Raw genomic sequence first — 24,676 nt, forward strand, 5'->3', positions numbered from 1 at the left:
GACCCATTCCGGCAATAATGGTATGAGGCATGTTGTTAACCTTCAATTAACTTAATACCAACTTATAACATTGGATATTTATGCAATCAACTTAAATTCACCATTAACATGCCTATTATATTGTTGCGACAAATATTCGAAAATACTTGTATTACAATGATTCCACACCCTGCTTCGCTTGCTCTTGCAAATGCGTCACTAAATCAGGTGGCAATTTAAGCTTGTTAGCCAAGGTGGTTAAATATGTTTGCTCTGCTGGGTTATCAGGATCGATCGCAAGTAAAGAGAGAAGATAAAATTCCGATGCTAATTCAACGGAATGGATATCTTTTGTCAGATCATCCACATTTAAGGGTTGATTTAAAGCATCAAAAATGAGTGCTTTATGTTCAGCTGATAAATTCAATTTTTCAACTTCATTAAAGATCCGTTTTTGTTCATTATCATCAATATGGCCATCCGCTTTCGCCGCCGCTATCATGCCTTTAATCAAAAGCAGTGAAAATGGCTCTCCTGCTGCCGTTGTCATCCTCTCTGGTTGATATTGAGGCGCAAGATTAGTCAGCTCTTGTTCAGTGACCGGTGTTAAAGACTGACTTGATTGCCCTGCTTGGTAATTTTGATAGGCTTTATGTGCCATTGCACCTAAAACAGCAGCCCCACCATAACCCAGCACACCACTTGCAAGACTGCGTACTTTGTCACTACTTAGGAGTAAGGTTAGAAGTCCGCCAGCTGCTGCCCCACCAGCAAAACCACCTAATCCATTCTGCTTTGCTTGTTCTGTTAATGCTTTGGCTTTTTCGGTGAGGGTATTGAGAGAATCTTTAGCATTCCCTCCCAAAAACTGATTTAATAAACCGTTGATGTCCATCATAACGACACCCCTTATTTTGATAATATGGGATGGAGTCTAGGTAATGTTGAGATTAAAAACCAACCAGTGGCTGGATATTTAATCATTTATAAATGAAAGGATTTTTTATGATCGCGCAGCATCTCATCGATATTCATTTGCATTTTTTGAGCATAATCTTTCACATCTTTAATGTTTTTACCCATGCTGGTTAAAAAATATAAAATCAAAATACGATGAACATGAATAGTTAATGCATTTGAAAGAATATCTTCATATATTTGGGTTTCAGCCCCATAATTATCGCCTATTTTTTCAATGTATTTAAACAAAAACCAAACTTTTTCTGCAATAATATCAAATTCTTGTTTAATGATTTTTTTGAATAATTTTTCAAGCTCTATGGTTAACTCAGCGACAGAGGGCTGTGGGGTAATATGACTATCAATTTGCATAGAGACGGTTCTCAGCAAAGTAAAACCTTCTTCATTTTCAAATTCACGCTGCCCTGTCACTGAATCAATTTCTTGATTGATAATGTACAAAAGGTTAAAAAACAATCTTTCGTAATTTTGTTTCTTTAATTCTTCACTTTGTTCTTTGAGCTGATCTTTTTGATCCATCATCGCTTGACGTGTTAATTTCAGTTCTTGTCGTTGAAAATGTAATTCAACAATTAAAATAGCAAATGCTAAACCTGAAAATAAGGCATTAACGATGCCAAAAAGATCGCCCAACTGCCCTGCCATTTCTAGATTATCACTTGAAAGGTAGAAAATAGTTGGAACCATTAACCAACAGGCAACAACGGCAAAAAGAATCCAAAATAATTTCACAATAGTAACCCCATGATTACCATTTGACGGTACCGCCGTCATAGCGATAGAAAATCACCTCACCCGCTGCAGGTTGATAATTTTCAATCACTTTACGCATCCCTTGAATGCTCTCAACGGCTTCTGTGGTTGCCTCACTCCCACCCATTCTGGTTCTCACCCAACCAGGATGTAGCAATAAAACTTTAATCCCTTGCGAAGCTAAATCAATAGCCGCACTTTTCATCAACATATTCAGTGCCGCTTTGGAGGAACGATAGCTATAATAACCCCCACTTAGATTTTCACTAATGCTACCCATGCTACTAGAAATACAAACTAAACATTTTCGCTTACTGTTAGCTAAATGGGGCGTAAAGGCGGCAGCCATTTTGATAGGTGCAATTGAATTGACCATAAAGGTTTGCAGTAAAGTATCTACCGATAAATCCTGTAAGTTTTCCTTTTGTAGCATTCCTGCATTATTAATCAATATATCAATCGGTTCTTTTAGTTCATTTGCTAATGATTGAATCTGTTCTGTATTAGAAACATCCAAGGCGAACAACTTAATATTGTTATATTGTTCTTTTAGCGCTTGTAATTCGCTAGCTTCTGCAAGATCTCGACAACATGCCAGTACATTAGCGCCATTCTCTGCATACTGACGAACAAACTCTAACCCTAGCCCTCTATTGGCACCGGTAATTAAGATAGTATCCATGATTAATCCTACATCAAATTTTGAATGAGCCCTGAATAAATAAACGGTTTCATTCTAAAGACTATTTATATAATCCAGATAAAATGACATACTGCCACATAAAAATAATACACAATAAATGCTTTAGAGGTAATACACATGACGGACCCCGTTAAGCGCATTTTTATCGTTGGGCATTCAGGTGCGGGTAAAGCCATTCTTGCTCATACATTAGCTAAAAAATTAAATTGGCAATTTATTGATGCTGATTTTAGCTTAACACCTACTATCGGACGTTCACTCAGTGAAGTATTAAGCGTGGATGGTGAAAAATCTTTTCAACATTGTTTATCTGCTATTTTGATTCATCAGATTAGCAAAGAAAATGTTGTCATCACCACCGATGACAGCATAATCCTCAATGCAGAAAATCGCCAGAAGCTTTCAGAACAATTCACGGTTTATGCCGACGTGAGTGTTTCCGTACAATTTAATCGTATTTCACAAAATCGTCCGTTGTTACCTGTTGATGATTACCAAGCCTTTCTTGAAAAGCTACATAAAGAGCGCGATAGCCTGTATGAAGAAGTGGCTAGTTTAGAGATCTTAACTGACGATGGTGATCTCGATGGGCATGTTTCAAGAATTATTGAAGCCATAGAAAAATAAAGTCAGTTACGTGGGATGGTGTTTTGCCCTTATCGATCCCAACGTAGCTATACTAATACGCTTTCACAAATATTATTCATATTTACCCATTTTGGGCTTTTTGACGGCAGTTACTTCTACTACGTTGCTGCGACTAATATCTTTTCTAATTCTTTTTATACCTATAGTAAAAGAATTACTATATTGATTAAAAAGCATTTCTTCATTTTCAAGTTCATCATCAGTTAATTCACTTTCATCTGATTCGTTATCAGTGAAAGGATCTTCGTTATTGTTTTTTACTATAACTGAATTATTAAACAATAAATTCAACCTAGAGCAGTAGTCATCAGACGACTCTATGGTAAATAAGGGCTTATTTTCCTTAGAAATTTCATCACTATCAATAACTCTGCATTTGTCACCCTCTATGTAATAAGCGTTAGATTGGGATAGGTAATCATTTGTCGGGAGTCTGACGTGAGGTGTTTCTTTTAATAAATTATCAATTAGTATTTTATTATCATCAAAAGTTAAAACATAGGCAATTTTACCTTCAAGATTACGCAAAGGACGCCCCATCATTTGCTGCAATAGATTTAGATGATTAACCTTTTTAGGATTGTTCAATTTTTGGGCAATAATAACGCAACCTAGATTCACATCATTAAAACCAAACCGTAACATCTCAACGGCTAAAATAAACCCAAATTCTTGTTGCAAAAATTGCTTAATCTTTTGCTTGCGGTTTTCAATTTTACTATGCACTATTACAAAAGGAATATTAGCATTTTCCATTTCTTTAGCGGCACGCTCACAATCAGAAATAGAAGGTAAATAAATAATGCCTTTGGTTGTCGTAAGCGCTGTTTTTTTACCAAAACCTGGATGTTGCTGATGTTGCAATATCGTAGGTAAAAATTGAATAAATTTTTCCACATTTTCTGCAGAATAATTCATTCCTAAACCATCTGCAATAATGGGTGCCAAATAACCATCTTTAATCGCCTGTGTAAATGTATAAGAAAAAATAGGCTTGTTTAACACCTTACGATTCGGCAATGTTGCTGTACAACCCACAGCCAAACTATCTTTAGGTTGTTCTTTCAAAAGAGCACTAAGTGATTTTGCATAATCATGAAACTCATCATACAGTGCCAAACGAATTCTGTCGTTGTTTTCAGGTGTTTCACAAAATTTCTGATAACTTTCTAAACAGAAAACTAAAATATGCTTACTTTTTTCTAATGTGTCATTATAATTGAGTAATTTAATTGAACAGCTTTGATCATCACTTGAAACAGAGATAACCCTTTCTAATGGAAAACTAGATTCAAATTTTGTATGGTAATTTTTAAAATCCTCATACATCTGATTACTCAAATCAATTTGTGGCGTAATAACAGCAATTATTTCCCCTTGATTTAGCACAGGAAAAGCTTCTTGTGCAAGGATATAAAGAATCATCGATTTTCCACAACCTGTGGCATTGACAATCGAGCAAGTTGCTTTCTTGTGATTGGCTATCGCATTAATCGCAGATACTTGATAATGACGCAAAATCTTTTTTTGATCTTGCCATTTTTTGAGTGTTTTTTGATAGGTGCTGACAAATTCACCTTCTCTTGACGACATTGAAGTGGATACACTTTGCCCGAGTTGTATTTTATGAACCAATCCATGAGCATCTCCCAAATCACAGGTTGCGGTTAGTATTGCTTTTTCTTCATGAGCTTGAATTTTTTCTTGAACATAACTATTGATTACACTGAGTGTTTCAGTTAACCATCCTTTTTGTACTAACGATAATAAATCAGTCATGTCAGGTCCATCAAATTCTGTTGCCTTCATCCCAATACTGGCACATGCATTACGATTTTTAAGAGAACGATGTAACACACAAATATTTTTCGGAAGTACATTATAACCAAGCGCTTTACCTTTTAGCATAACGCTAAGAAATGTCTGGAAATAAGCATCTTCAAGCGGTTTATTCGCTTCTATTGCAGTTGGTTGAAGCAAAAATATGTCTTTTAACTCTGGCAAATATTGGCGAATGAGTGCCATATTAAATAAAAATAGTTTTGATCCTAATTCATGCTCACGTAATTTTCGTGTCTTTGACTGCGTTGAAACACTTATACAGGCTTTATTAAGCAAATTATTCACGAGCAAATCATAAAATGTTTTCATGCCTGTAAGTTGCCCGTCCTTTTGAAAAGAGATTTTTTCAATATTATCATCAAGGGCAACAAATCGATCTAGTTGATAATAGTGAGCTACTAAAAAGACCCCTATCCTTCTTGCGGTGAGTAATTGTAATTGGTCAAATTCACCATGCGTTTGTGAAGAGAGTCGATGCAAAACTAGCATGTCTAATTCAAAAGGTATTTTATTTTTCGTGATTTCATCATATTCAGTTTGTGTCAATACTAACACACAACGACAATTATCTACTTTGGGTACTAAAGCAGCTTCTTTTCTACCAGCAAAAATAAAAAATATAGGACAACTATTATCTAATTTTCCCCGTGTAGTATATAACGTTGCTCGAATTTCCTTTTGATCGATATTCAATGGTATTCGATAATGACTTTCGACAGTTGCCAAATATGATAATGGTATAAATTCCTGCTGATGATTATATTGATAAGTTTCAAATGCTTGATGCCGTTCATATTGAGGGAGTCTTGGCACATTACCCGCTGGTTGATATTTAGGTGCGATGCCCCCTTGAATCACAATTCGGATCCCAGCACTATTTCTCATCTTCAATTCATTAAGTACATGATTTGGAACCACGCCATTTCTAACTGCCTCCTCTAGTAATTGAAAAGGGGTTACTCCTTCAAAAGAGACAAGATTATCCCACTGTATACCATCAATCTTTATTACTTTATCAAGGATCAATAATGCCTCAGCTTTGCCTCTGCGAATGGCTTTCATCAATAAATAAAGAGGCGTGGTAACTTGATTTTGATCTCCATGCAGTTGTTGATTCCAATCTATATCGTGAGAAGACATTAAGAAATCAAGAACTTCAAGAGCAGCAGTATTTTCTTCAGAGACAGCTTTCATTAACAAACTAAAGGGATTAGCATATTCATTCCAATAAATTTCTGTATTTGTTATTAGTTTTTTAATTATTTCTGCATCAACATGTCCTGCGACCATTTTAATAACCAACATATAAAATGGCGTTTTACCTTTATTTATTCCAGATTTCGTAATTGGCACATTCCAGTTCACCTCATCTGTTGTTACCAACTTATTCAATATTTTTAATGCTTGTGGTTTTTTCTGGCCCACCATTACCAATAATAAGTAAACCAATGTAAAGCCATCATCATTTAGTTGTTCATTCCAATTTATTTTTATTTTTTCCAATAGTTTTTCGAACAAATCTAATGCATAAGGGTTATCCTTAGCCGCAGTCCACAACAACTGGCTAAACAATGTTAATCCATTCCATTTTAAACTTTTATTTCTAGCAAGTTTACCGAGAGCTTGTAGAATAAGGGAATTGTTGTTATCAGAGTGAGCTGCCATTAATAACAAATGAAGCGGTGTTTTAACTCCATCTACTCCCAAAGCTATTGTTGTTGTATTCCATTCTAAATTATCAATTTCTAATATTTTTTCGAGTAGTTGTTTTGCTATAGTTTGTCCTCGAATAGCTAGCTCGACGACGATATAAACTGGTGTTTTACCCTTAAACGACCCTCCAGGGAGTGGTATATTCCATCCTAACCTATCATATAGCCTATCCATCGCTAGCAGTTTATTGAGAATTAATAAGGCATTTGCATTTCCGGTAAGCGCACAAGAGAACAGCACATGAAAGGGAGTGACTCCCTTATCAGGGCACTCCTGTTCAATCGCCATATGCCAATTAACATTATCATCGGCTACAAGCGAGTTAAGAACATTAAAAGCGTCGACATTGCCAAGAGCTAATTGACGTGTCTCTAAATGCAAAGGAGTTGTAAAAAATAGTCCATTCATCTTCTTTTTGGTAATGAGGTTGTTCCAATAGACATGTTGAGGACCACTTTTCATTTGTACTTACTCTCCAGCTATACCATTTAATTAAATATTTCTTGTGATTCATCATTCCTTTTACTTGGGACGACCTCCGCTTGCCTTGGCGAAGCTTTTAGCGTAGCCAGGTGTCGTCTTTTACATCCTTGTTATTCCTTTAGCGAGCCATTTTTGCTCGTTTAGCTGATGTATCTTGATTTGCTATGGTATCAACACTCGTATCAGCTCTCTTTCTTTTTATACCGATGATGTATGGCTTACAATATCGTTTAAATAATTGTTTTTCATCATCATCGCTTAAATCCTCATCGTCGCTTAAATCCTCGTAATCGCTCAAATCAGAGTCGTTCATCGGCTCTTTATCGTCATCTTCTTGAAAAGTTGAATCAATAGGTAATAAGTTTCTTCTATTGATATAGTCACTTGAGACTTCAATCGTAAACAAGGAGTTAATATTCTCGACAAGATCATCATCACTATCAACGACTTTACATTCTCCATTAACGCCAAGATAATAGGTATTAGATTGTGATAGATAATCATTGGTTGGGATGTTCACATGAGGTGTTTCTTTTAATAAATGATCAACCACAACTTTGTTATCGTCAAACGTTAAAACATAAGCAATTTTGTCACCAACCTTGCGTAAAGGCCGTCCCATCATTTGTTGCAATAAATTAACATGGTTACGATTGTTTGGATTGTTTAGATTTTGCGCAATAATGACCACGCCTAAATTGACATCGTTAAAGCCAAAACGTAGCATTTCTACTGCCAATATAAAACCTGATTCTTGTTGCAAAAATTGCTTAATATTTTGTTTGCGGTTTTCACTTTTACTATGAACGACAATACAAGAAATATTAGCAGCAGCCATTAACCTTGCTGCAGCATTACAATCAGCAATAGAAGGAAAATAAATAATACCCTTGGTTGTTGCCAATGTTGTTTTCTTTGCAAATCCTGGGTGCTGCTGATGTTGTAATATAGTCGGCAAAAATTGTATGAATTTTGCCACATTATTTTCAGAAAAATCCATTCCTAAACCATCAACCATAATAGGCGCTAGATAGCCATCTGTAATTGCCTGCGTAAAGGAATATGAATAAACCGGATTATGTAGCACTCTATGCTTTGGTAAAGTTGCCGTACATCCCACCACGAGGCTATCGGCAGGTTGATCTTGCAGAAGGACACGCAATGGTTTTGCATAGCTATGAAATTCATCATAGAGTGCTAATCGCACTTTTTCTCTGTTTTCTGGCGTTTCACAAAATTTTTGAAAACTTTCTAAACAAAAAATTAAGATATGCCTGTCTTCTTCTAATGAATGATTGTAATTTAATAATTTTATTGAACAGCTTTGACTATCACTGGAAACAGAGATAATCCTTTCTAATGGATAATCCGATTCAAATTTACCATGATATTCTTTGAAATCATCATACATTTGATTACTGAGATCAATATGAGGTGTGACAACCGCTATCAGCTCCCCCTGATTGAGAACAGCAAAGGCTTCTTGGGAAAGCGTATAAAGAATCATTGATTTTCCGCAACCTGTGGCATTTAAAATCGAGCAAGCGGGTTCCGTCTGATTGGCAATCGCTTGAATAGCTGACACTTGATAGTGACGTAAAATCTTTTTATCGTCTTGCCAATTTTTTAATCTTGTTTGATAGGTACTAACAAATTCACCCTGACGACAGGATGATGAGCTTGATGTGTTTTGTGACGATTCAACCTGATGCACTAAACCATGCACCACACCTAAATCAGCCTCTTTAATTTGCTTCGCTTTTTCTTCATAGTCTTTGATTTTTTGTGCTATGTAGGTATTTGTTACTATCAGTGATTCTTGTAACCATTTTTGTTGATGTGGCGCAAGCAGAGCCAATGATTCTGGCCCAATAAAAGTACTGGCTTTCATTCCGGTATTAGCACAAGCATTACGATGCTGCAGCGAGCGATGTAATACACATAGATTTTTGGGTTGCACCTCATAACCTCGTGCCCGCCCATTGAGCATAACGCTTAAAAATGCTTGAAAATAAGCATCCTCAAGCGGTTTGTTCGCTTGTGATGCGCAAGGTTGTAGTAAAAATATATCTTTGAGCTCTGGCAAATATTCACGAATTAATGACATGTTAAACACAAAGAATTTTGAACCTAATTCATGCTCTCGCAGTTTTCTTGTCCTCGATATTGTCGAAACACTAATGCAACCCTTGCCTGCTAATTGACTCACAAGCAAATCGTAAAATGCTTTCATATTTGCTGATGGTGAAGCAGCCTGAAAAGAGATTGCTTTAATATTATCATCCAATCCTGCAAAGTGATTTAGCTGAAAATGGTGGGCAACCAGAAAAGCGGCCAATCTTCTTGCCGTTAACAAATGAAGCTGATTAAATTCGCCATGCGTTGGTGAAGAAAGCCGATGCACCACTAACATATCTATTTTTGAGGATATTTGATTCTTCGTGATTTCTTCATATTCTGCTTGTGTCAACACTAAAACGCAGCGACAATCATTAGCTTTAGGTAGCAAAGCAGCCTCTTTTCTGCCCGCAAAAATAAAAAACACCGGACGGCTATTATCTAATTGTCCATTAGCAGAATATATCGTTGCTTGAATTGCTTGCTCATTAATCTCCAATGGGGTTCGCATTTGATTTTCAGGCATTAACGAGAAAGGCAATGAGGTAAATACTTGCTGACTATTGTATTGGTAATGTTCAAATTCATGACGTTCATATTGTGGCAGATACGGCACTATACCAATCGGTTGGTATTTAGGAGCAATACCCCCTTCTAAAGTAAGCGGTTGATCATTGGCCGGAATGATCCGATCGCGCAGTTCAGGGGGAAGCCAATGACGAGGTGTTAGACCTTTTTCTTCACCCTCCTGCACTGGTGCATCCCAATTGAGTTCATTATTTGCGACGACATGATCAAACACCGCTAAAACTTGTGGGATACCAGCATGAACTGCTTTCATGAACACATAAAATGGTGTGATGCCGTTACTCGCTCCGACTGTTTTTGCGGGTGCATTCCAATCTAATCCATGCCTTGTAACTACCTTGTCTACCGCTAATATTTGACCTTTCCTCTGCAGAACTAACATCATCAGCAAATGAAGCGGTGTTATTTGATTACCTTGCCCCTCCTTTGATTGCACACTCCAATTGATGTCATTATTTTCAATTACCTTAGCAAGTATTGCTAATGCTTGTGGTTTTTTCAAAATGAGGTGCATTAGCATATAAAGCGGCGTTGACCCGGCCAACACGCCATTCTCTTGCTGTACGTTCCAATTGATGTCTTTATTAGCAGCTAGCTTATCAAGTACGGCTAGTACTCCTGGATTATCCACAACACCGGCCGCTCGTACCAGCCAATGAAGCGGTGTTAAACCTTTTTCTTCGCCATCCTGTACTTGTGCATTCCAATTAAGGTTATTACTCGCTATGATATGATTAAACACCGCTGTGATTTGTGGACTATCATCCCGAAGTGCCAGCATCAACCCATATAAAGGTGTTTTGCCGGCCTCGCTTACAGTCGCTCTAGCTGTATTCCAGTTTAATCCTCCTATTGCAACTATCCTCTCAAGTATTGCTAATGCTTGCTGTTTTCTCTGTAGTAATAACTGTATCAGCACATGAAGCGGCGTTACTCCTGCAAGGTTCCCACTATCTATTTGCGCATTCCAATTAATGTTTATATTGGCTGCTAGCTTATCAAGTACGAATACTTCTACTCTATTCTCAGCAGCTGCTAGCATCAACCAATGAAAAGGCGAGAAGCCTTTATACTTCCCTTCAAAAGCTTGTGCGTTCCAATTTAGACCTTTCGTAGCTATTACACGATCAAGCACCGCTATGGCTTGTGGTATTCCATAGTAAACTGCCACCATTAACATCCATAAGGGTGTTATGCCCTTATCGCTTCCAGCTGCTGTGATAACTGCATTCCAGTTTAATCCCTCCATTTCAACTATCTTGTCAAGTATGGCTAATGCTTGCTGTTTTCTCGCGAGTACTAGCTGCATCAACGCATGAAGCGGCGTTGTTCCTGCCTGTTCCTCAAGATCGACTTGCGCATTCCAATTTACTTGCTTATTTTCCACTATCTTAGCGAGTAGCGTTAATGCCTCTTCTTTGCCCCTCCAAGCTGCGCTTAACAGCAAATAAAGTGCCGTATGACTTTTATATTCATCGTTATTTAAACTGACATTCCAATTAGTGCCATCAATGTCTATAAGCAAAAGTGTCGATGCCTCAGTTTTTCCCTTCAAAACACTCATCAACAGGTGAAGTTGTAAATAGTCACGATCCGTCATGGGGGGATTCTGAGGCGAAGTGACATTGTCGAATTTTTGTTCTGAAGAGATAGAAGGAGGGCCAAATTTCATAGCAGCACCCGATATTTTCCTGTCATGCAAAAGTAGCAATAATAACTAAGTTCGAATATTTTTGCAAAAAAATATGGTAATTTGCTAACTTTATGATTTGAAACAAGAAATTCCACTGACTATAGCGCTATCACCAAGCAGATGGCTCTTTTATTCATCCTCAGCAATATGTCAATCTGCTTTGGCAGTCTCTTGAAGCCATAGAAAAATAAGCCCAGTGGCACTTGGGAAGACCTTGATGACGCCCTTAGATCATTGTTTATCCCTTTAGCTACATCGATAACGAGCTAGTTTGCCTTGTTGCATGGGTGTCTCTTGTTTTGCTGTATCAACACTAATACTCTCTCTCTTTCTTTTCATACCGATACTCCAAGGCTTACAGTATCGTTTAAATAATTGTTCTTCATCTTCATCGCATAAACCATCATCATCCCTCATCTGCTCTTTGTCGTCATTTTCTTGAAGAATCGAATCTGTAGGTAACAATTTTCTTCTATAAAAATAGTCACTTGAGACTTCAATCGTAAACAAGGGGTTAATATTGGTGACAAGGTCATCATCACTATCAACGACTTTACATTCCCCCTTAACGTCAAGATAATAGGTATTGGATTGTGATAGATAATCATTGGTTGGGATATTCACATGAGGTGTTTCTTTTAATAAATGATCAATCACAACTTTGTTATCGTCAAACGTTAAAACATAAGCAATTTTATCACCGAGTTTACGCAAAGGACGCCCCATCATTTGTTGCAATAAATTAACATGGTTACGATTGTTTGGATTGTTTAGATTTTGGGCAATAATGACCACGCCTAAATTGACATCATTAAAGCCAAAACGCAGCATCTCTACTGCCAAAATAAAACCCGATTCTTGTTGCAAAAATTGCTTAATATTTTGTTTGCGGTTTTCACTTTTGCAATGCACAACCATACATGGAATATTAGCAGCAGCCATCATCTTTTCTGCAGCATCACAATCAGCAATAGATGGAAGATAAATAATACCTTTGGTTGTGGCCAATGCTGTTTTCTTGCCAAATCCTGGATGCTGCTGATGTTGTAATAGGGTTGGCAAAAATTGTATCAGTTTTGCTACATTCTCTTTAGAAAAATCCATTCCTAAACCATCAGCAATAATAGGCGCCAGATAGCCATCTGTAATGGCTTGCGTAAAGGGATATGAATAAACCGGATTATGTAGCACTTTATACGCCGGCAATGTTGCAGTACATCCCACCACGAGACTATCGGTAGGTTGATCTTGCAGAAGGACACTTAATGATTTTGCATAGCTATGAAACTCATCATAGAGTGCCAATCGTACTTTTGCTCTGTTTTCTGGAATTTCACAAAATTTTTGAAAACTATCTAAGCAAAAAATTAATATATGCTTATTTTCTTCTAATGAATGATTATAATTTAATAATCTTATCGAACAGCTTTGACTATCACTGGAAACAGAGATAATCCTTTCTAATGGATAATCCGATTCAAATTTACCATGATATTCTTTGAAATCATCATACATCTGATTACTAAGATCAATATGAGGTGTAACAACGGCTATCAGCTCTCCCTGATTGAGGACAGCAAAGGCTTCTTGGGAAAGCGTATAAAGAATCATTGATTTTCCGCAACCTGTAGCATTTAAAATCGAGCAAGCGGGTTCCGTTTGATTGGCAATCGCTTGAATAGCTGACACTTGATAGTGGCGTAAAATGCTTTTTTTGTCTTGCCAATTTTTTAATCTTGTTTGATAGGCGCTAACAAATTGGCCTTGACGACATTGTGAGGGGCTTGAATCGTTTTGCAGAGGTTCTACGTGATGCACCAAACCATGCTGCACGCCTAAATCAACAACCTCGAGTTGCTTCGCTTTTTCTTCATAGCGTTTGATTTTTTTTGTTATATAGTCATTGATGACTAGCAGTGCTTCTTGTAACCATTCTTGCTGATGTGGCGCAAGCTCAGTCAATGATTCTGGCCCAACAAAAATGCTGGCTTTCATTCCTGTTTTAGCACAAGCATTACGATGCTGCAGCGATCGCTGTAACACACATAAATTTTTGGGTTGCATCTCATAACCTCGTGACCGCCCATTGAGCATAACACTTAAAAATGTTTGAAAATAAGCATCCTCAAGCGGTTTATTCGCTTCAGATGCAGGAGGCTGCAATAAAAACACATCTTTTAACTCCAGCAAATATTCGCGAATTAATGCCATGTTAAACACAAAGAATTTTGAACCTAATTCATGCTCTCGTAGTTTTCGTGTTTTCGATGCTGTCGAAACACTAATGCAACCCTTACTTTCTAATTGACTCACAAGCAAATCGTAAAATGCTTTCATGTTTGCCGATGGTGAAACCGCCTGAAAAGAGATTGATTCAATATTATCATCCAATGCAGCAAAGTGATTTAGCTGAAAATGATGGGCAACCAGAAAAGCGGCCAATCTCCTTGCCGTCAACAAATGAAGCTGATTAAATTCGCCATGCGTTGGTGAAGAAAGCCGATGCACCACTAACATATCTATTTCTAGGGGTATTTGATTTCTCGTAATCTCTTCATATTCTGTTTGGGTTAACACTAAAATGCAGCGACAATCATTAGCCTTAGGTAACAAAGCCGCTTCTTTTCTACCCGCAAAAATAAAAAACACAGGCCGGCTATTATCTAATTTTCCATCTACAGAATATAATGTTGCTTGAATTTCTTGTTCATTAATCTGGAATGCGTCTCGGAATAAATTTTCAGGCATTAACGAGAAAGGCAATGGGGTAAATACTTGCTGACTATTGTATTGATATTGTTCAAACGCGTGTTGACGTTCATATTGCGGCAGATGCGGCAATACACCTGCGGGTTGATATTTAGGAGCAATGCCCCCTTCCAAAATAATAGGTTGCTTATTCACCGGAATGTTCTGATAACCTGTTGGTAGTAGAAGCCAATGAAGCGGTGTTAGATCTTTTTCTTCGCCCTCGAGTACTGGTGTATCCCAATTGAGTTCATTATTCGCGACGACACGATCAAACACGGCGGTGGCTTGTGGGATACCAGCATGAACCGCTTTCATGAACAGATAAAATGGCGTTTTACCATTACTATCATTTCCAGCTACTTTTATTGATGCATTCCAATTTAATCTATGCCTTGCAACGACCTTGTCAAGTACGGCTAATGCCAGAGGTTTCTGCTTTTGAACTAACAACATCAGTAAATGAAGCGGTGTTAGACCTTCTTCTTTACCAGATAGTACTTGTGCATCCCAATTGAGTTCATTATTTGCAACAACATGATCTAAGAGTACTGTGACTTCTGGGATTTCAGCATGAACCGCTTTCATGAACATATAAAATGCTGTGATGCCGTTACTCTCTCCGACTGTTTTTACCGGTGCATTCCAATCTAATCCATGGCGTGTCACTATCTTGTCAAGTACGGCTAATGCTTGAGGTTTTTCCTGTAGAACTAACAATAGCAGCAAATGAAGCGGTGTTATTCGTTCACCTTGCGCATTCTCTGCTTGCGCACTCCAATTGATGTCTTTATTTTCACCTAACTTAGCGAGTACCGCTAATGCTTTTTGATCACCCTTAATAGCGGTGCGTAACAACAACAGAAGCGGTGTTATACCCTTTTCACCCTCTTCTATTATTTTTGCATTCCAATTGATGAAATTATTCGCAACGACATGCTCAAATACTGCTATGATTTGTGGGATACCAGCATAAACCGCCTTCATGAACATATAAAATGGGGTTTGGCCATGACTACCATTTCCAGCTAGTGCATTCCAATTTAATCCATGCCTTGCAACTAGCTTGTTAAGTACGATTAATGCTTGAGGTTTCCTCTGTTGAACTAGCTTCATCAGCAAATGAAGCGGCGTTAACCCTGCATTTTTCACATGTTCTAGTGGCACGTCCCAATTGACGGCTTTATTTTCCGCTACCTTAGCGAGTACCGTAAATGCTTCTTCTTTGCCTCGACTAGCTGCGCTTAACAACAAATAAAGTGCCGTTTGGTTTTTATATTCCCCTTTTTTTGCACTGATATTCCAATTTAAGGCATCGGCATTTATCTGCAAAAGTACCGATGCAGGAACTTTTCCCTTCAAAACATTTATCAGCAAGTACAGTAATGAAACGTCAGCATTCATCTCAAAGGGTGTTACATTGTCTAATACTTGTTCTACAGAAAGAGAAGGAGGGCCAAATTTCATATAAACACCGAATATTTCCTGTCATGCAAAAGTAAGCATATTAACTAAGTTCGAACTTTTTTGCAAAGAAACACGACAGCCTGCTAACTTTATGATTTTAAACAAAAATAGGCTGCTGACAGAATCGCCATCACTAACCAAATGGATCTTTCCCATCCCAAGATACGAACATTCACCGCTGTATTGATAAGAATAAATAGGCCCTACTTGCCATTTTTAACTTTTGCTAAAAATAGTGCATTAGACCCTTGTTTGAATCATCTCTGTAGCAATGCAACATCTCACTTGAAAGAATTTATCGAGAAATTTCGCTTTTTTTTTACAATAACTCAAATTAGTGTAACTGCATGCTTGCATCACTTTGATTAGTTTGGCAATATAGCGCCTCATTTAAATACCCAGGGAATTGGAGAAGTCGCAGTGCGAGAGGTCCTAGAAACCGTATGATATTAGGATATGCAGGATGCTGCGCGCTATTTGGTAAGCACCACCCTCTTCCAACGAACACCATCAAAAATCAACGATGATATCATTCCATCAAGAAGAAAAATGACAATGATGTCAGATGGCACAAAACCATATTCTGAGTAGTCAGATAGGGGTTCCGAAAGCACTTACACGACGGAACCCTGCCTCTTGTTAGCAATAGCCAACATGAAGGCTTAGAATTCCATAAAAGTACCTAATATATAAACTAATGCGATGAGAACGAGTATCCCAAGATCAAGACGACTTGGAAAATTTTTTTGCTCATTTTGATTCTCAGATAGCATTGGTTTGTGTCCTAATGGTAAACAACAATAAGTTCTTTCCCCTTGTCGATTAGAGCACAAGAGGAAAAGAATATAATACCCACATCCTAATTTCTGATTACCTTGTCAAACCTTTTAACCATGATCTGAGATTTGCTTGAGAATAGCTCTAACATTTTTTCAGCTTTCCCATCAATTTTTAATACTTGCGCAGTTTTCTTATTGATCATATTAATTTGCGCTTCTTTATAGTATTTCACATACAACTCAGCATGATTTGGAAATAGTTTTTTAGCTTTTTCCATTAATGTTTTATCATTGGTAACCATCGCTCTATTAGACTGCGCTCTCGCACAGGTATAAGCTCTCTTTTTGATGATGTCTTCTATATTTTTCTTACCAAAATTAAGTGTATGGCTTCTTTTATAGGCATCAATATAAGCCTGAGCGTGTTCTGCAAAAACACTTGCAGAAGCAAGTAGTTTTTCTTCATTCAATGGGTAACCTGATGATGCTGCAATTCTAGCTCGGCTACCTGCTGTTTTTATAATCTCTTCTAATGAAAGATTTGCAATATTATGATTTTTGCGTGGCATTGAAACGTCTTCCTATCATTTACGATGAAACGATAAATTGCCCCCTTGAAAGCAATTTAAATTCAAAACTTATAAATGATAGAGATTCAGCTATAGCCAGCGAATTTTTGAACGGCAAAATGTAAAGTCGAATGGAAATAGGAGATGTCGCGCGTAAAAGTAGCGCTCTTTTCATTTCGATGATTTTTAAATGAAAATATGGACATAACCTAACTTATGTTTTTCATACAACTGACACAGAAATTTACTTGATTCTCATTAGAACGTCAAGATTCCGTGGTACCACACATCGGAAAATTCCTTATTTTTATTAGGTGCACATCCCATTTGTTCTTAAGAGCAAAAAAACAACTTGCGTATATGCAGCACGCAGTAAACAGTGTGCCTGCAGTCAAAAAGTGTTATTTTGCGCTTCCCCTTGAAGTCGCTGGGTATATCCCTCTATTTTATTTAAAACAATAGGCCTTTCTTTTGAAAGCAACGCTAAATATTCTGCCAATGGCTGTGAATGTGTTGTAACCCAAATTTGTGAATTCTTACTTGCCATATAAATCAAATTGGCTAAGGGTTCAATCAAATCAGGATGCAAACTCATTTCAGGCTCATTAATTGCTAAAAATTCAGGCGGTCTTGGGCTTAACAAGGCAGCAATTAAACACAAATAGCGTAGTGTCCCATCAGACAATTCGCGTGCTTCTAATGGTCGCTTAATACCAGGCTGTTGTAATAACACTTCAAATCTTGAGCGATCATTTTTGATGATAAGCCTACTGCCTGGAAAAGCATCATTAATCGCTGCATGTAACGATTTTTCATCACCGATTTCAATGATGGTTTGTAGTGCTGCCGCATAATCTATTCCATCGTTGCTCATGACTGGCGTATGAACGCCAACTTGCGGAAATCTTAGCGGCGAATAGCTATCCGTACGAAAATGATGATAAAAGCGCCAATTTCGCATGGACTCTCTCATCATCGATAATTCTGGATATAAATGGGGCTCATGAAGTTGAGACAAAATGGATTCAGTACGTGTTAACATAACAGGATAAGCTTCTCGCTCTCCTGCTTGATTCATCACCCACGTTGCATTGGTTTGACGCTCAAAAAAGGTGTTGGCACGACGTCGTTCTTCACCATGCCAAACGTATTCTTCTTTTATTTCTGGATCTAAACTGAATAAGGAGAGCGAAGATGAAGGCAATCCTAAGGATAACTCATAAGAAAAAACATCAGTTCTTACGGATAAAATCATCCTGACTGGCTTCTTCGTTCTGGTCACATTTTTTCTTTCCCCTGCCCACAAAATGGAAGGCATTCCTCCTTCCAGGGCTAATGTTTTTGCTAAATGACCTTCAGAAGACTTTCCCAGTAAACATATTGAGTTGTATAGGTTACTTTTGCCACAGCCATTAGGCCCTGTTATCACATTGATATGATTTAAGGGCAAATGAAAATCTTGCAGCGATCGATATCCTTTAACTGTAAATTCGAGAATAGCCATGTCGTTGATTAAGCAAAACCACTGAATTCGAAAAGGGGCATTTTCACTGATGCTGCTTTGGATTTCAATGTTATTGAGCAGATAGAATGACTTGTCGCTAAAATTTTCCTTAATGCAGTTTGTTAAATATCAATGCAATGTCAGTAATTACCCCCGTTTTGTTTACTTCAGGACAGCCACTTCTTTAATGATTAGATTATGTTGAGTTAAAAATTTAATAACAGTGTTTTAGTTGCATTGATTGTTTTAGAAAACTAAAATCAAATATATGGTGTTGAAAAATTCCATGGAGGTACAAGTGTTTGATTATTTTAAAAACGTCATTTTCTTTTTAATGCTGATAACCACTTCAATTTCGCATGCAAATCCTGTCATTGAAAAAGCCCATCCTTGTACAATGAAAGATATTCCTGTTATTTGTGCAAATGGTGAAAAGATTAACTTAGATGTGATTCGAAACACTGATCATCGCGGTGAGTTCTTTGTGAATATCAATACAAAAAATCAAATCGGTAATTATTTATTACTGTATATCGATAATCGCAAACCAGAAGTATTAAAAGTAGAAAAAGGAACGAGCACTCTCAAAGTCACCAGAGGGGCTTTTATTCCAACAAATGTTGTTCTTAAATTACAAACTGCCAACTCAGTTCAGTTTAAAATTGGTATGAAACAAGGCAGTCCTTTAACCGGTAATTTGAATCACAATCATTTTGAATGGTTAAAATACTTCGGTGAAATCTGCAAATAATGATTTTTACAATAAAGCAAAATAAAGGACAGTCATTTTGTAAATTTGGGTGTCCTTTTGAACTTATTTCAATTCAATGCAGGTATTTGCATTGATTCAGTTTAGGATTTCAAGGCTTTGAATAATCATCCTATTCAATACATTAATAATTTAATTGCAAAGTTCGAATTTGTTAATAATTAGTTGACGTAATTTGTTATGTAACATACCATGTAGGGAAATATCCTACATGGTATGTTCTAATATATTGCGTTGAGGTTATCAATGAAGCAAGGGCCTACAGATTTTACAATTACTTCTGAATTACTCGAAAATAAAATAAAAGCTTTAACATTAGAGCCTCTACCATTATCCTCATTGAGCACGTTTAAACCGACCACCCAACAGAGTATTTTGTCACTTCTGACAGCACTGCAAAGCGGTGAGCAAATCGAAACTCATTCAATGAAAGAATGCCTTAATCAAGTGGATGATGACTTTAATGAATTATTTAATGCAAAAAAAGCAACATTAACGCATCTCAATCTAAAAAAAGTAGTTGGCTATCAACAATTTAATAATGAAATGCAATTGCACTTAACTCCCTGGCAAAACGAAATTATTCCGTTTTTTACAAAGTTAACAGCTACTCTAGATCATCTTCCGTTAGAAACTGCCATAGCAACTGCTTCTTATTCTTTACAAAAACTCGAAAAATGGATAGAAATTTTAGAAGAGAATCATTTGAGAAACTCAAGTTTATGTCAAGATTTACTCGAGGAAAGCGTCAGCGACTCTTACATTCTTAATCGTAAAAACTTAACATTAGCTTCAAAACATAACAATAACGCTGCTTATCTACGAGTCCTTTCTCAAAGTAATTTAAGCTTATATTTAATTGAGCAAGCGTTTCACTCAAATCCCTTAGCGAAAAAACTACATGAGATAGTCACAAGAGAATGCATGGCTTGTACTTATCTTGCTCTAAATCAGTATTCTGAAGCAGAATATCATCTTAATATCATGATCTCGTTAATTAAAGAATCAAAATCACCTACTAAAGCAATGTTAATTAATTCCATTAGGTTATTTTTAGAGAAGCTGATTGAACAACAAAACATGGACAGCTTTAAAATATTTTATTTCACCGAACAAGGTTCTCTATTGATCGAAAAACATGGATTAAGTGAGTTTCGCACTGACAATGACTGCATTGAACTTGCAAACTGGTTTCGTCGTTCGTCCATCCACCAACTTTGCGATCATGAATTATCAAATTTGTTTGCTGAACATCCTAGCATCAGTGCAAAAATGTTTAATTCACAAACGATAGCAGTCCTTATTAGCGACAATACAATATTAAATCACTTAAAAAAATCATTAAAAAAATTGCAACAAACACCCGATTTCAAATTAACTAGCACGAACAACGGCCTTATGGTCCAGATGACGCACACACCTAATACCCAGCTAATTATGCAGATAAAGAATCTCATTATTCATGCCGCAATAGCACAAAAAACAGAAAACCGTACTAACAATCCATCGAAAATACTGCCATGCATAGCAACTGAAACACTCGCAACAGTCCCTACAATACCTGAAAAAACTGTTAAAAATCAGCCACAAGTTGTTGTACAGCCCTCTTATGCATCCCCAAAACCGATACCGAAAAAGCGTTGCACATCACTTGAAAATACTTCATTATCAAAACGCACCAGAGTGAATACACCAGCACTTATTCCTGCACCTATTTTACCCAATTCGCCCTTTGCATTGCCTGTTGCTAATGCTGTTTGTCGTTTACTCAATGGTGCACGAAATATTTTTATTTGCTTTAATCCAACTTATCATTTTATTAAACCCAAAAAGTTAGATAGCACCGTCGAAGAACGTTTTATTAAACTATTAAATGATCCACAACTAGCGGTATCCATCAATGATAATGGCTTTAAATGGATAGCGAATGAAAATGATCCCATACTCGTTGGCAAGATAACCACATTACCTTTTCGATTATTTCCCTCTCATAAGCTGATTAATGCATCGGGTGAAATGGCTTTCTTCTATAACGAAATTCGCCATACCAAATCAGGTAAAAAAAGTGAATGTTACAAGGCTAAACTATCAACAAAACCTTAAGAGGATAGCAAATAGATATAAGTTGAATTACAAGTATTGAATTATAGTGCCTTAGTCGTATTGCTTATTTATGAAAACTTTGTAAGATGAAACTATCGGTAATTTTGTCAATTCCAAGGAGCTACAAGTGTTACAATGTTTTAAAGCAGCTACACTGGTCTTAATCATTGCAACTTCATCGATTTCTTTTGCAGATCCTAGTATTGATAAAGCCCATCCTTGCACAATGAAAGATATTCCTGTGGTCTGCGCAAATGGTGAAAAAATTAACCTCGATGTTATTCGCAGCACCGATCATCGTGGTGAAGTCTTTATTAACATTAATACCAAAGATCAAATTGGTAATTACCTGTTGCTCTACATCGACAATCGCAAACCGGAAGTCTTAAAGGTTGAAAAAGGCACAAGCACAGTGGATGTCTCTAAAGGTGCTTTCATCCCTACGAATATTATTCTCAAGTTGCAAGCGGCAAACTCAGTTCATTTTAAAATTGGCATGAAGCAAGGAACCCCATTAACGGGGAGCCTGAATCAAAATCATTTTGACTGGCTAAAAAGCTTCGGTAAAGTTTGTGGTTAAATAAAAAGTGCCATGCAAATGAGATCTTGGTAATGATCATCTATTTTAACGGCCAGGCGCTTCTTTCCCTCAATCATAAAGCCACATTTTTCATATAATTTAATAGCAGGTAGATTATTTTCAAAAACCGTCAACTCGATGCGCGAAAGTCCTTTTTCCTTGGCTTTTTGCAAAGCAGCTAATATTAAAGCTTGACCAATGCCTTGTCCGCGATAGTCTGCGACTATACCAATGCCTAATTCTCCACAATGCGCATAAACCGGTCTATTTAATGAAGTGATATCACACCAGCCAATAACCTCTTGAGCTCGTACCGCTAATAGATGTGGCCACCCTTCGGCAAGATTAGCTTCAACAAAGGCTTTAGACATTTCAAAAGGTGGCCCTTCCAAAAAAGAAAGATAGTGTTTTTCTCTCGCGACACTGTCTACGGCTTTTCTAAATCCTTCAATATGGGCCATCGTGATAGGAATAATCTGATAATCCATCTGATCACCTATAAAAAATCGATGAAAATTTTGTTTCTAATGCATTCACTTCTTCTTGTGTTAAAGCAGAGAATTCATTGTCTTTTGCGCGCTTTGACAATTTCCCTTCACCTTGTTGTAAAAAGATAATCAGCAAATTAACCAGCCTATCTGGCATTTCAATATAATTTTCAATAAAACGCTTCATCTCATCATATTTTTGCAAATAATCAATTTCTTTAGGAATAACTTCTTCAATCGTTTCTTTTATACAAGAAAATAAGAACTCTGCCTGTATCGTTGCATCAAAATAACGATATAAATCGATCGTTTCATTGAGCACTTCTACGTTATTTTTCTCATTGGCTCGCCATTTTACATATTTTAAGCGTGGCGAAGAGTAAGCTTCTAATACCATGCGATATTCTTTTAATCGATCTAAAATCACAGCAGAAACAGGAAAAGCAACCCCTTCTGGTGTAAAACCGTTTTCAGCCAATACATGATGAATTAAATAACGATGAATTCTGCCATTGCCATCTTCAAAGGGATGAATAAACACAAAACCAAAAGCAATCGCTGCGGCCGCTAATACCGGGTTATATTCAGCTTCTTTTAATAAATTATCGGTTTCAATTAAGCCATCCATCAAATCAGGTACATCTTGAAAACGGGCAGAAATATGCACAGGGATCGGCTGTTGGGTCGCTCTATCATGATCGCCAACAAAACCACCATCAATGCGGTATCCAGGATGCGTATATCGAAAATCGGCAATCACAATTTCTTGCAAACGCAATAATTCATCATGTGATAAAGGATGTAATCCAGCTTGTCCAATGGCTTTACCCCATCTTTCTGCTCTATTTTGAGGCGGCGTTTCACCCTCGATTGCATAAGAAGCTTTTGAATCTTTCAGTAATAAAAAAGCAGCCGCTCGAATGAGTAAATCAGGATGAATGCTTTTTAATTCTAATTTGGCAATTGTATTTAAATGACTATGAATGTAATTATCTAATAATGCGGTTCTTCGTATTAATGGACAAAAAGATTGGACGCCGGGCAGATTATTGTTTATACGATGTCGTACAGAACGTCTGATAGGGCCCGCATATTGTAATTTTTCATCAAGAACATTAATGAAATTGATTTTAGTATCATTAATATCTGGGATATTGAGTTGTTTGCCCGTTAACCATTCATAAAGGAACCAAATACGTCGACTATAACTACTCCAAGGTTCCCCTTGAATGATTTCTTCTAATGCATGTTGTGAGGTTACTTTAAATAAAGCGCTTAAAACACTTAAATTCACACCTTCATATTTAAGTGCAAAAACCAAATGCCCATGAAGCGTGTTTTCAGGTTGATGTTTAGGCGTAAAAATTAACCAATGATCTTTTTGATAACGCTTATGCTTTTGGCTAATAATGGCAACCCTATCAGGCAAAGGGACTTCAAGCTGATATACACTCATTAAGGCAGCGTAACCTGCTAGCTGGGCTCCTTTTTCAGGTAGATAGCGATCGTGAAAAACGCCTGCTGCTTTTGAAAATTTCCTGCTAGTTTCACTTTCCATGAAAAACGCCTGCTAATAGTCTATTTATCTAAACTTAGCATGAAATTTATCTGCTCTCAATTAAAAACGCCTGCTAATTGAGTTTTCTATAAAAAACGCCTGCTAATACGTGTAAACATACCTAGTTTGGAGTGATGCCATTTGATTTTTGAATATCGTACAGAAATAGTTACCATCTTTCAAGTACAACGCATCCGCAAAAAATCTCCCATTTACGCTGAGTGTTGTCTATAGTTTTACCAGTGAAATACTTTAATGCGCAGGAGCTTCTTATGAAAAATATGATCATTAAAACGGCAGTAATCGGCTTAATTGCATTTAGTGCAAGTGCTTTTGCAGAAAAACTTATCATCACCGGAGAACCTGTTATTCTCGAAAAACAAGGGGATCTCTACGTTGTGCCAGAAACCTATAAAGTAGCTGATAACTATCAATTTGCGGTAATCGATGGCACTAAACGAGCATGCTTTCTTGAGAAAAAAGCAGATTTTGCTAGCTTAAATGTCGTTACCATTAACGTTAAAGTCGGTGGCCAACAAGCAACATGGAATTGCTATCCACTCGATACAACTTACTTCGAAGTCAAATAATAACGCACTTTACCCAACCA

Annotated in this window: 15 protein-coding genes; 5 read left to right on the top strand and 10 right to left on the bottom strand. The window is 37.0% G+C overall.

From position 1 onward, the window contains the following. Positions 1–151: 151 nt before the first annotated feature. The 3 genes from HT99x_RS08870 to HT99x_RS08880 all read right to left on the bottom strand — a co-directional run bounded on the left by HT99x_RS08870 (position 152) and on the right by HT99x_RS08880 (position 2,395). On the bottom strand, positions 152–877 hold the full coding sequence (locus HT99x_RS08870) for a DUF533 domain-containing protein (protein WP_083482838.1): 726 nt from the start codon (positions 875–877) through the stop codon (positions 152–154). Between the two features lie 86 nt (positions 878–963). Beyond that, entirely contained in the window at positions 964–1,692 is a 729-nt protein-coding gene (locus HT99x_RS08875) for a hypothetical protein (protein WP_139016587.1), read from the bottom strand. A 16-nt stretch (positions 1,693–1,708) separates the two neighbouring features. After that, a complete protein-coding gene (locus HT99x_RS08880) occupies positions 1,709–2,395 on the bottom strand; it encodes an SDR family NAD(P)-dependent oxidoreductase (RefSeq protein WP_075065995.1) in 687 nt (228 codons plus the stop codon). Positions 2,396–2,533: 138 nt separating this feature from the next. On the opposite strand from HT99x_RS08880, the gene HT99x_RS08885 reads away from it, so the two are divergent. Continuing rightward, entirely contained in the window at positions 2,534–3,043 is a 510-nt protein-coding gene (locus HT99x_RS08885) for a shikimate kinase (RefSeq protein ID WP_075065996.1), read from the top strand. A gap of 72 nt (positions 3,044–3,115) precedes the next feature. On the opposite strand, the gene HT99x_RS08890 is transcribed toward HT99x_RS08885, so the two are convergent. The 5 genes from HT99x_RS08890 to HT99x_RS08910 form a co-directional block, all read right to left on the bottom strand. After that, positions 3,116–7,081, bottom strand: a complete 3,966-nt coding sequence (locus HT99x_RS08890) for a DEAD/DEAH box helicase family protein (RefSeq protein ID WP_075065997.1) — start codon at positions 7,079–7,081, stop codon at positions 3,116–3,118. A gap of 139 nt (positions 7,082–7,220) precedes the next feature. Continuing rightward, positions 7,221–11,480, bottom strand: a complete 4,260-nt coding sequence (locus HT99x_RS08895; protein ID WP_075065998.1) for a DEAD/DEAH box helicase family protein — start codon at positions 11,478–11,480, stop codon at positions 7,221–7,223. A 267-nt stretch (positions 11,481–11,747) separates the two neighbouring features. Further along, on the bottom strand, positions 11,748–15,716 hold the full coding sequence (locus HT99x_RS08900; protein ID WP_075065999.1) for a DEAD/DEAH box helicase family protein: 3,969 nt from the start codon (positions 15,714–15,716) through the stop codon (positions 11,748–11,750). Between the two features lie 859 nt (positions 15,717–16,575). After that, a complete protein-coding gene (locus HT99x_RS08905; RefSeq protein ID WP_075066000.1) occupies positions 16,576–17,064 on the bottom strand; it encodes a hypothetical protein in 489 nt (162 codons plus the stop codon). 391 nt (positions 17,065–17,455) lie between these two features. Further along, positions 17,456–18,568 carry an AAA family ATPase gene (locus HT99x_RS08910; protein ID WP_075066001.1) on the bottom strand — a complete coding sequence of 371 codons (1,113 nt, stop codon included), beginning with the start codon at positions 18,566–18,568 and terminating at the stop codon, positions 17,456–17,458. A gap of 298 nt (positions 18,569–18,866) precedes the next feature. Here HT99x_RS08910 and HT99x_RS08915 point away from each other — a divergent pair, with 298 nt between their 5' ends. From HT99x_RS08915 to HT99x_RS08925, 3 genes are all read left to right on the top strand, one after another. Next, complete coding sequence (locus HT99x_RS08915; RefSeq protein ID WP_139016588.1) at positions 18,867–19,319, top strand: hypothetical protein; 453 nt, start codon at positions 18,867–18,869, stop codon at positions 19,317–19,319. Between the two features lie 264 nt (positions 19,320–19,583). Then, the gene (locus HT99x_RS08920; RefSeq protein ID WP_075066003.1) at positions 19,584–21,440 is read left to right on the top strand and encodes a hypothetical protein; all 1,857 of its coding nucleotides are present in this window, start codon (positions 19,584–19,586) and stop codon (positions 21,438–21,440) included. A 127-nt stretch (positions 21,441–21,567) separates the two neighbouring features. Beyond that, entirely contained in the window at positions 21,568–22,020 is a 453-nt protein-coding gene (locus HT99x_RS08925; protein ID WP_075066004.1) for a hypothetical protein, read from the top strand. Here the strand turns inward: HT99x_RS08925 and HT99x_RS08930 are convergent. Both HT99x_RS08930 and HT99x_RS08935 read right to left on the bottom strand, forming a co-directional pair. Beyond that, positions 22,017–22,508 (bottom strand): GNAT family N-acetyltransferase, encoded by a 492-nt coding sequence (locus tag HT99x_RS08930; RefSeq protein ID WP_075066005.1) that lies wholly within the window; start codon positions 22,506–22,508, stop codon positions 22,017–22,019. The two genes, HT99x_RS08925 and HT99x_RS08930, sit on opposite strands and share 4 nt — an antisense overlap. Before the next feature lie 4 nt (positions 22,509–22,512). Beyond that, a complete protein-coding gene (locus HT99x_RS08935) occupies positions 22,513–24,066 on the bottom strand; it encodes a Fic family protein (RefSeq protein ID WP_075066006.1) in 1,554 nt (517 codons plus the stop codon). A gap of 272 nt (positions 24,067–24,338) precedes the next feature. Here HT99x_RS08935 and HT99x_RS08940 point away from each other — a divergent pair, with 272 nt between their 5' ends. Next, a complete protein-coding gene (locus tag HT99x_RS08940) occupies positions 24,339–24,656 on the top strand; it encodes a hypothetical protein (protein ID WP_075066007.1) in 318 nt (105 codons plus the stop codon). Positions 24,657–24,676 lie beyond the last annotated feature (20 nt).

The sequence above is a fragment of the Candidatus Berkiella aquae genome, from assembly GCF_001431295.2.
GTDB classification, from domain to species: Bacteria; Pseudomonadota; Gammaproteobacteria; order Berkiellales; family Berkiellaceae; genus Berkiella; species Berkiella aquae.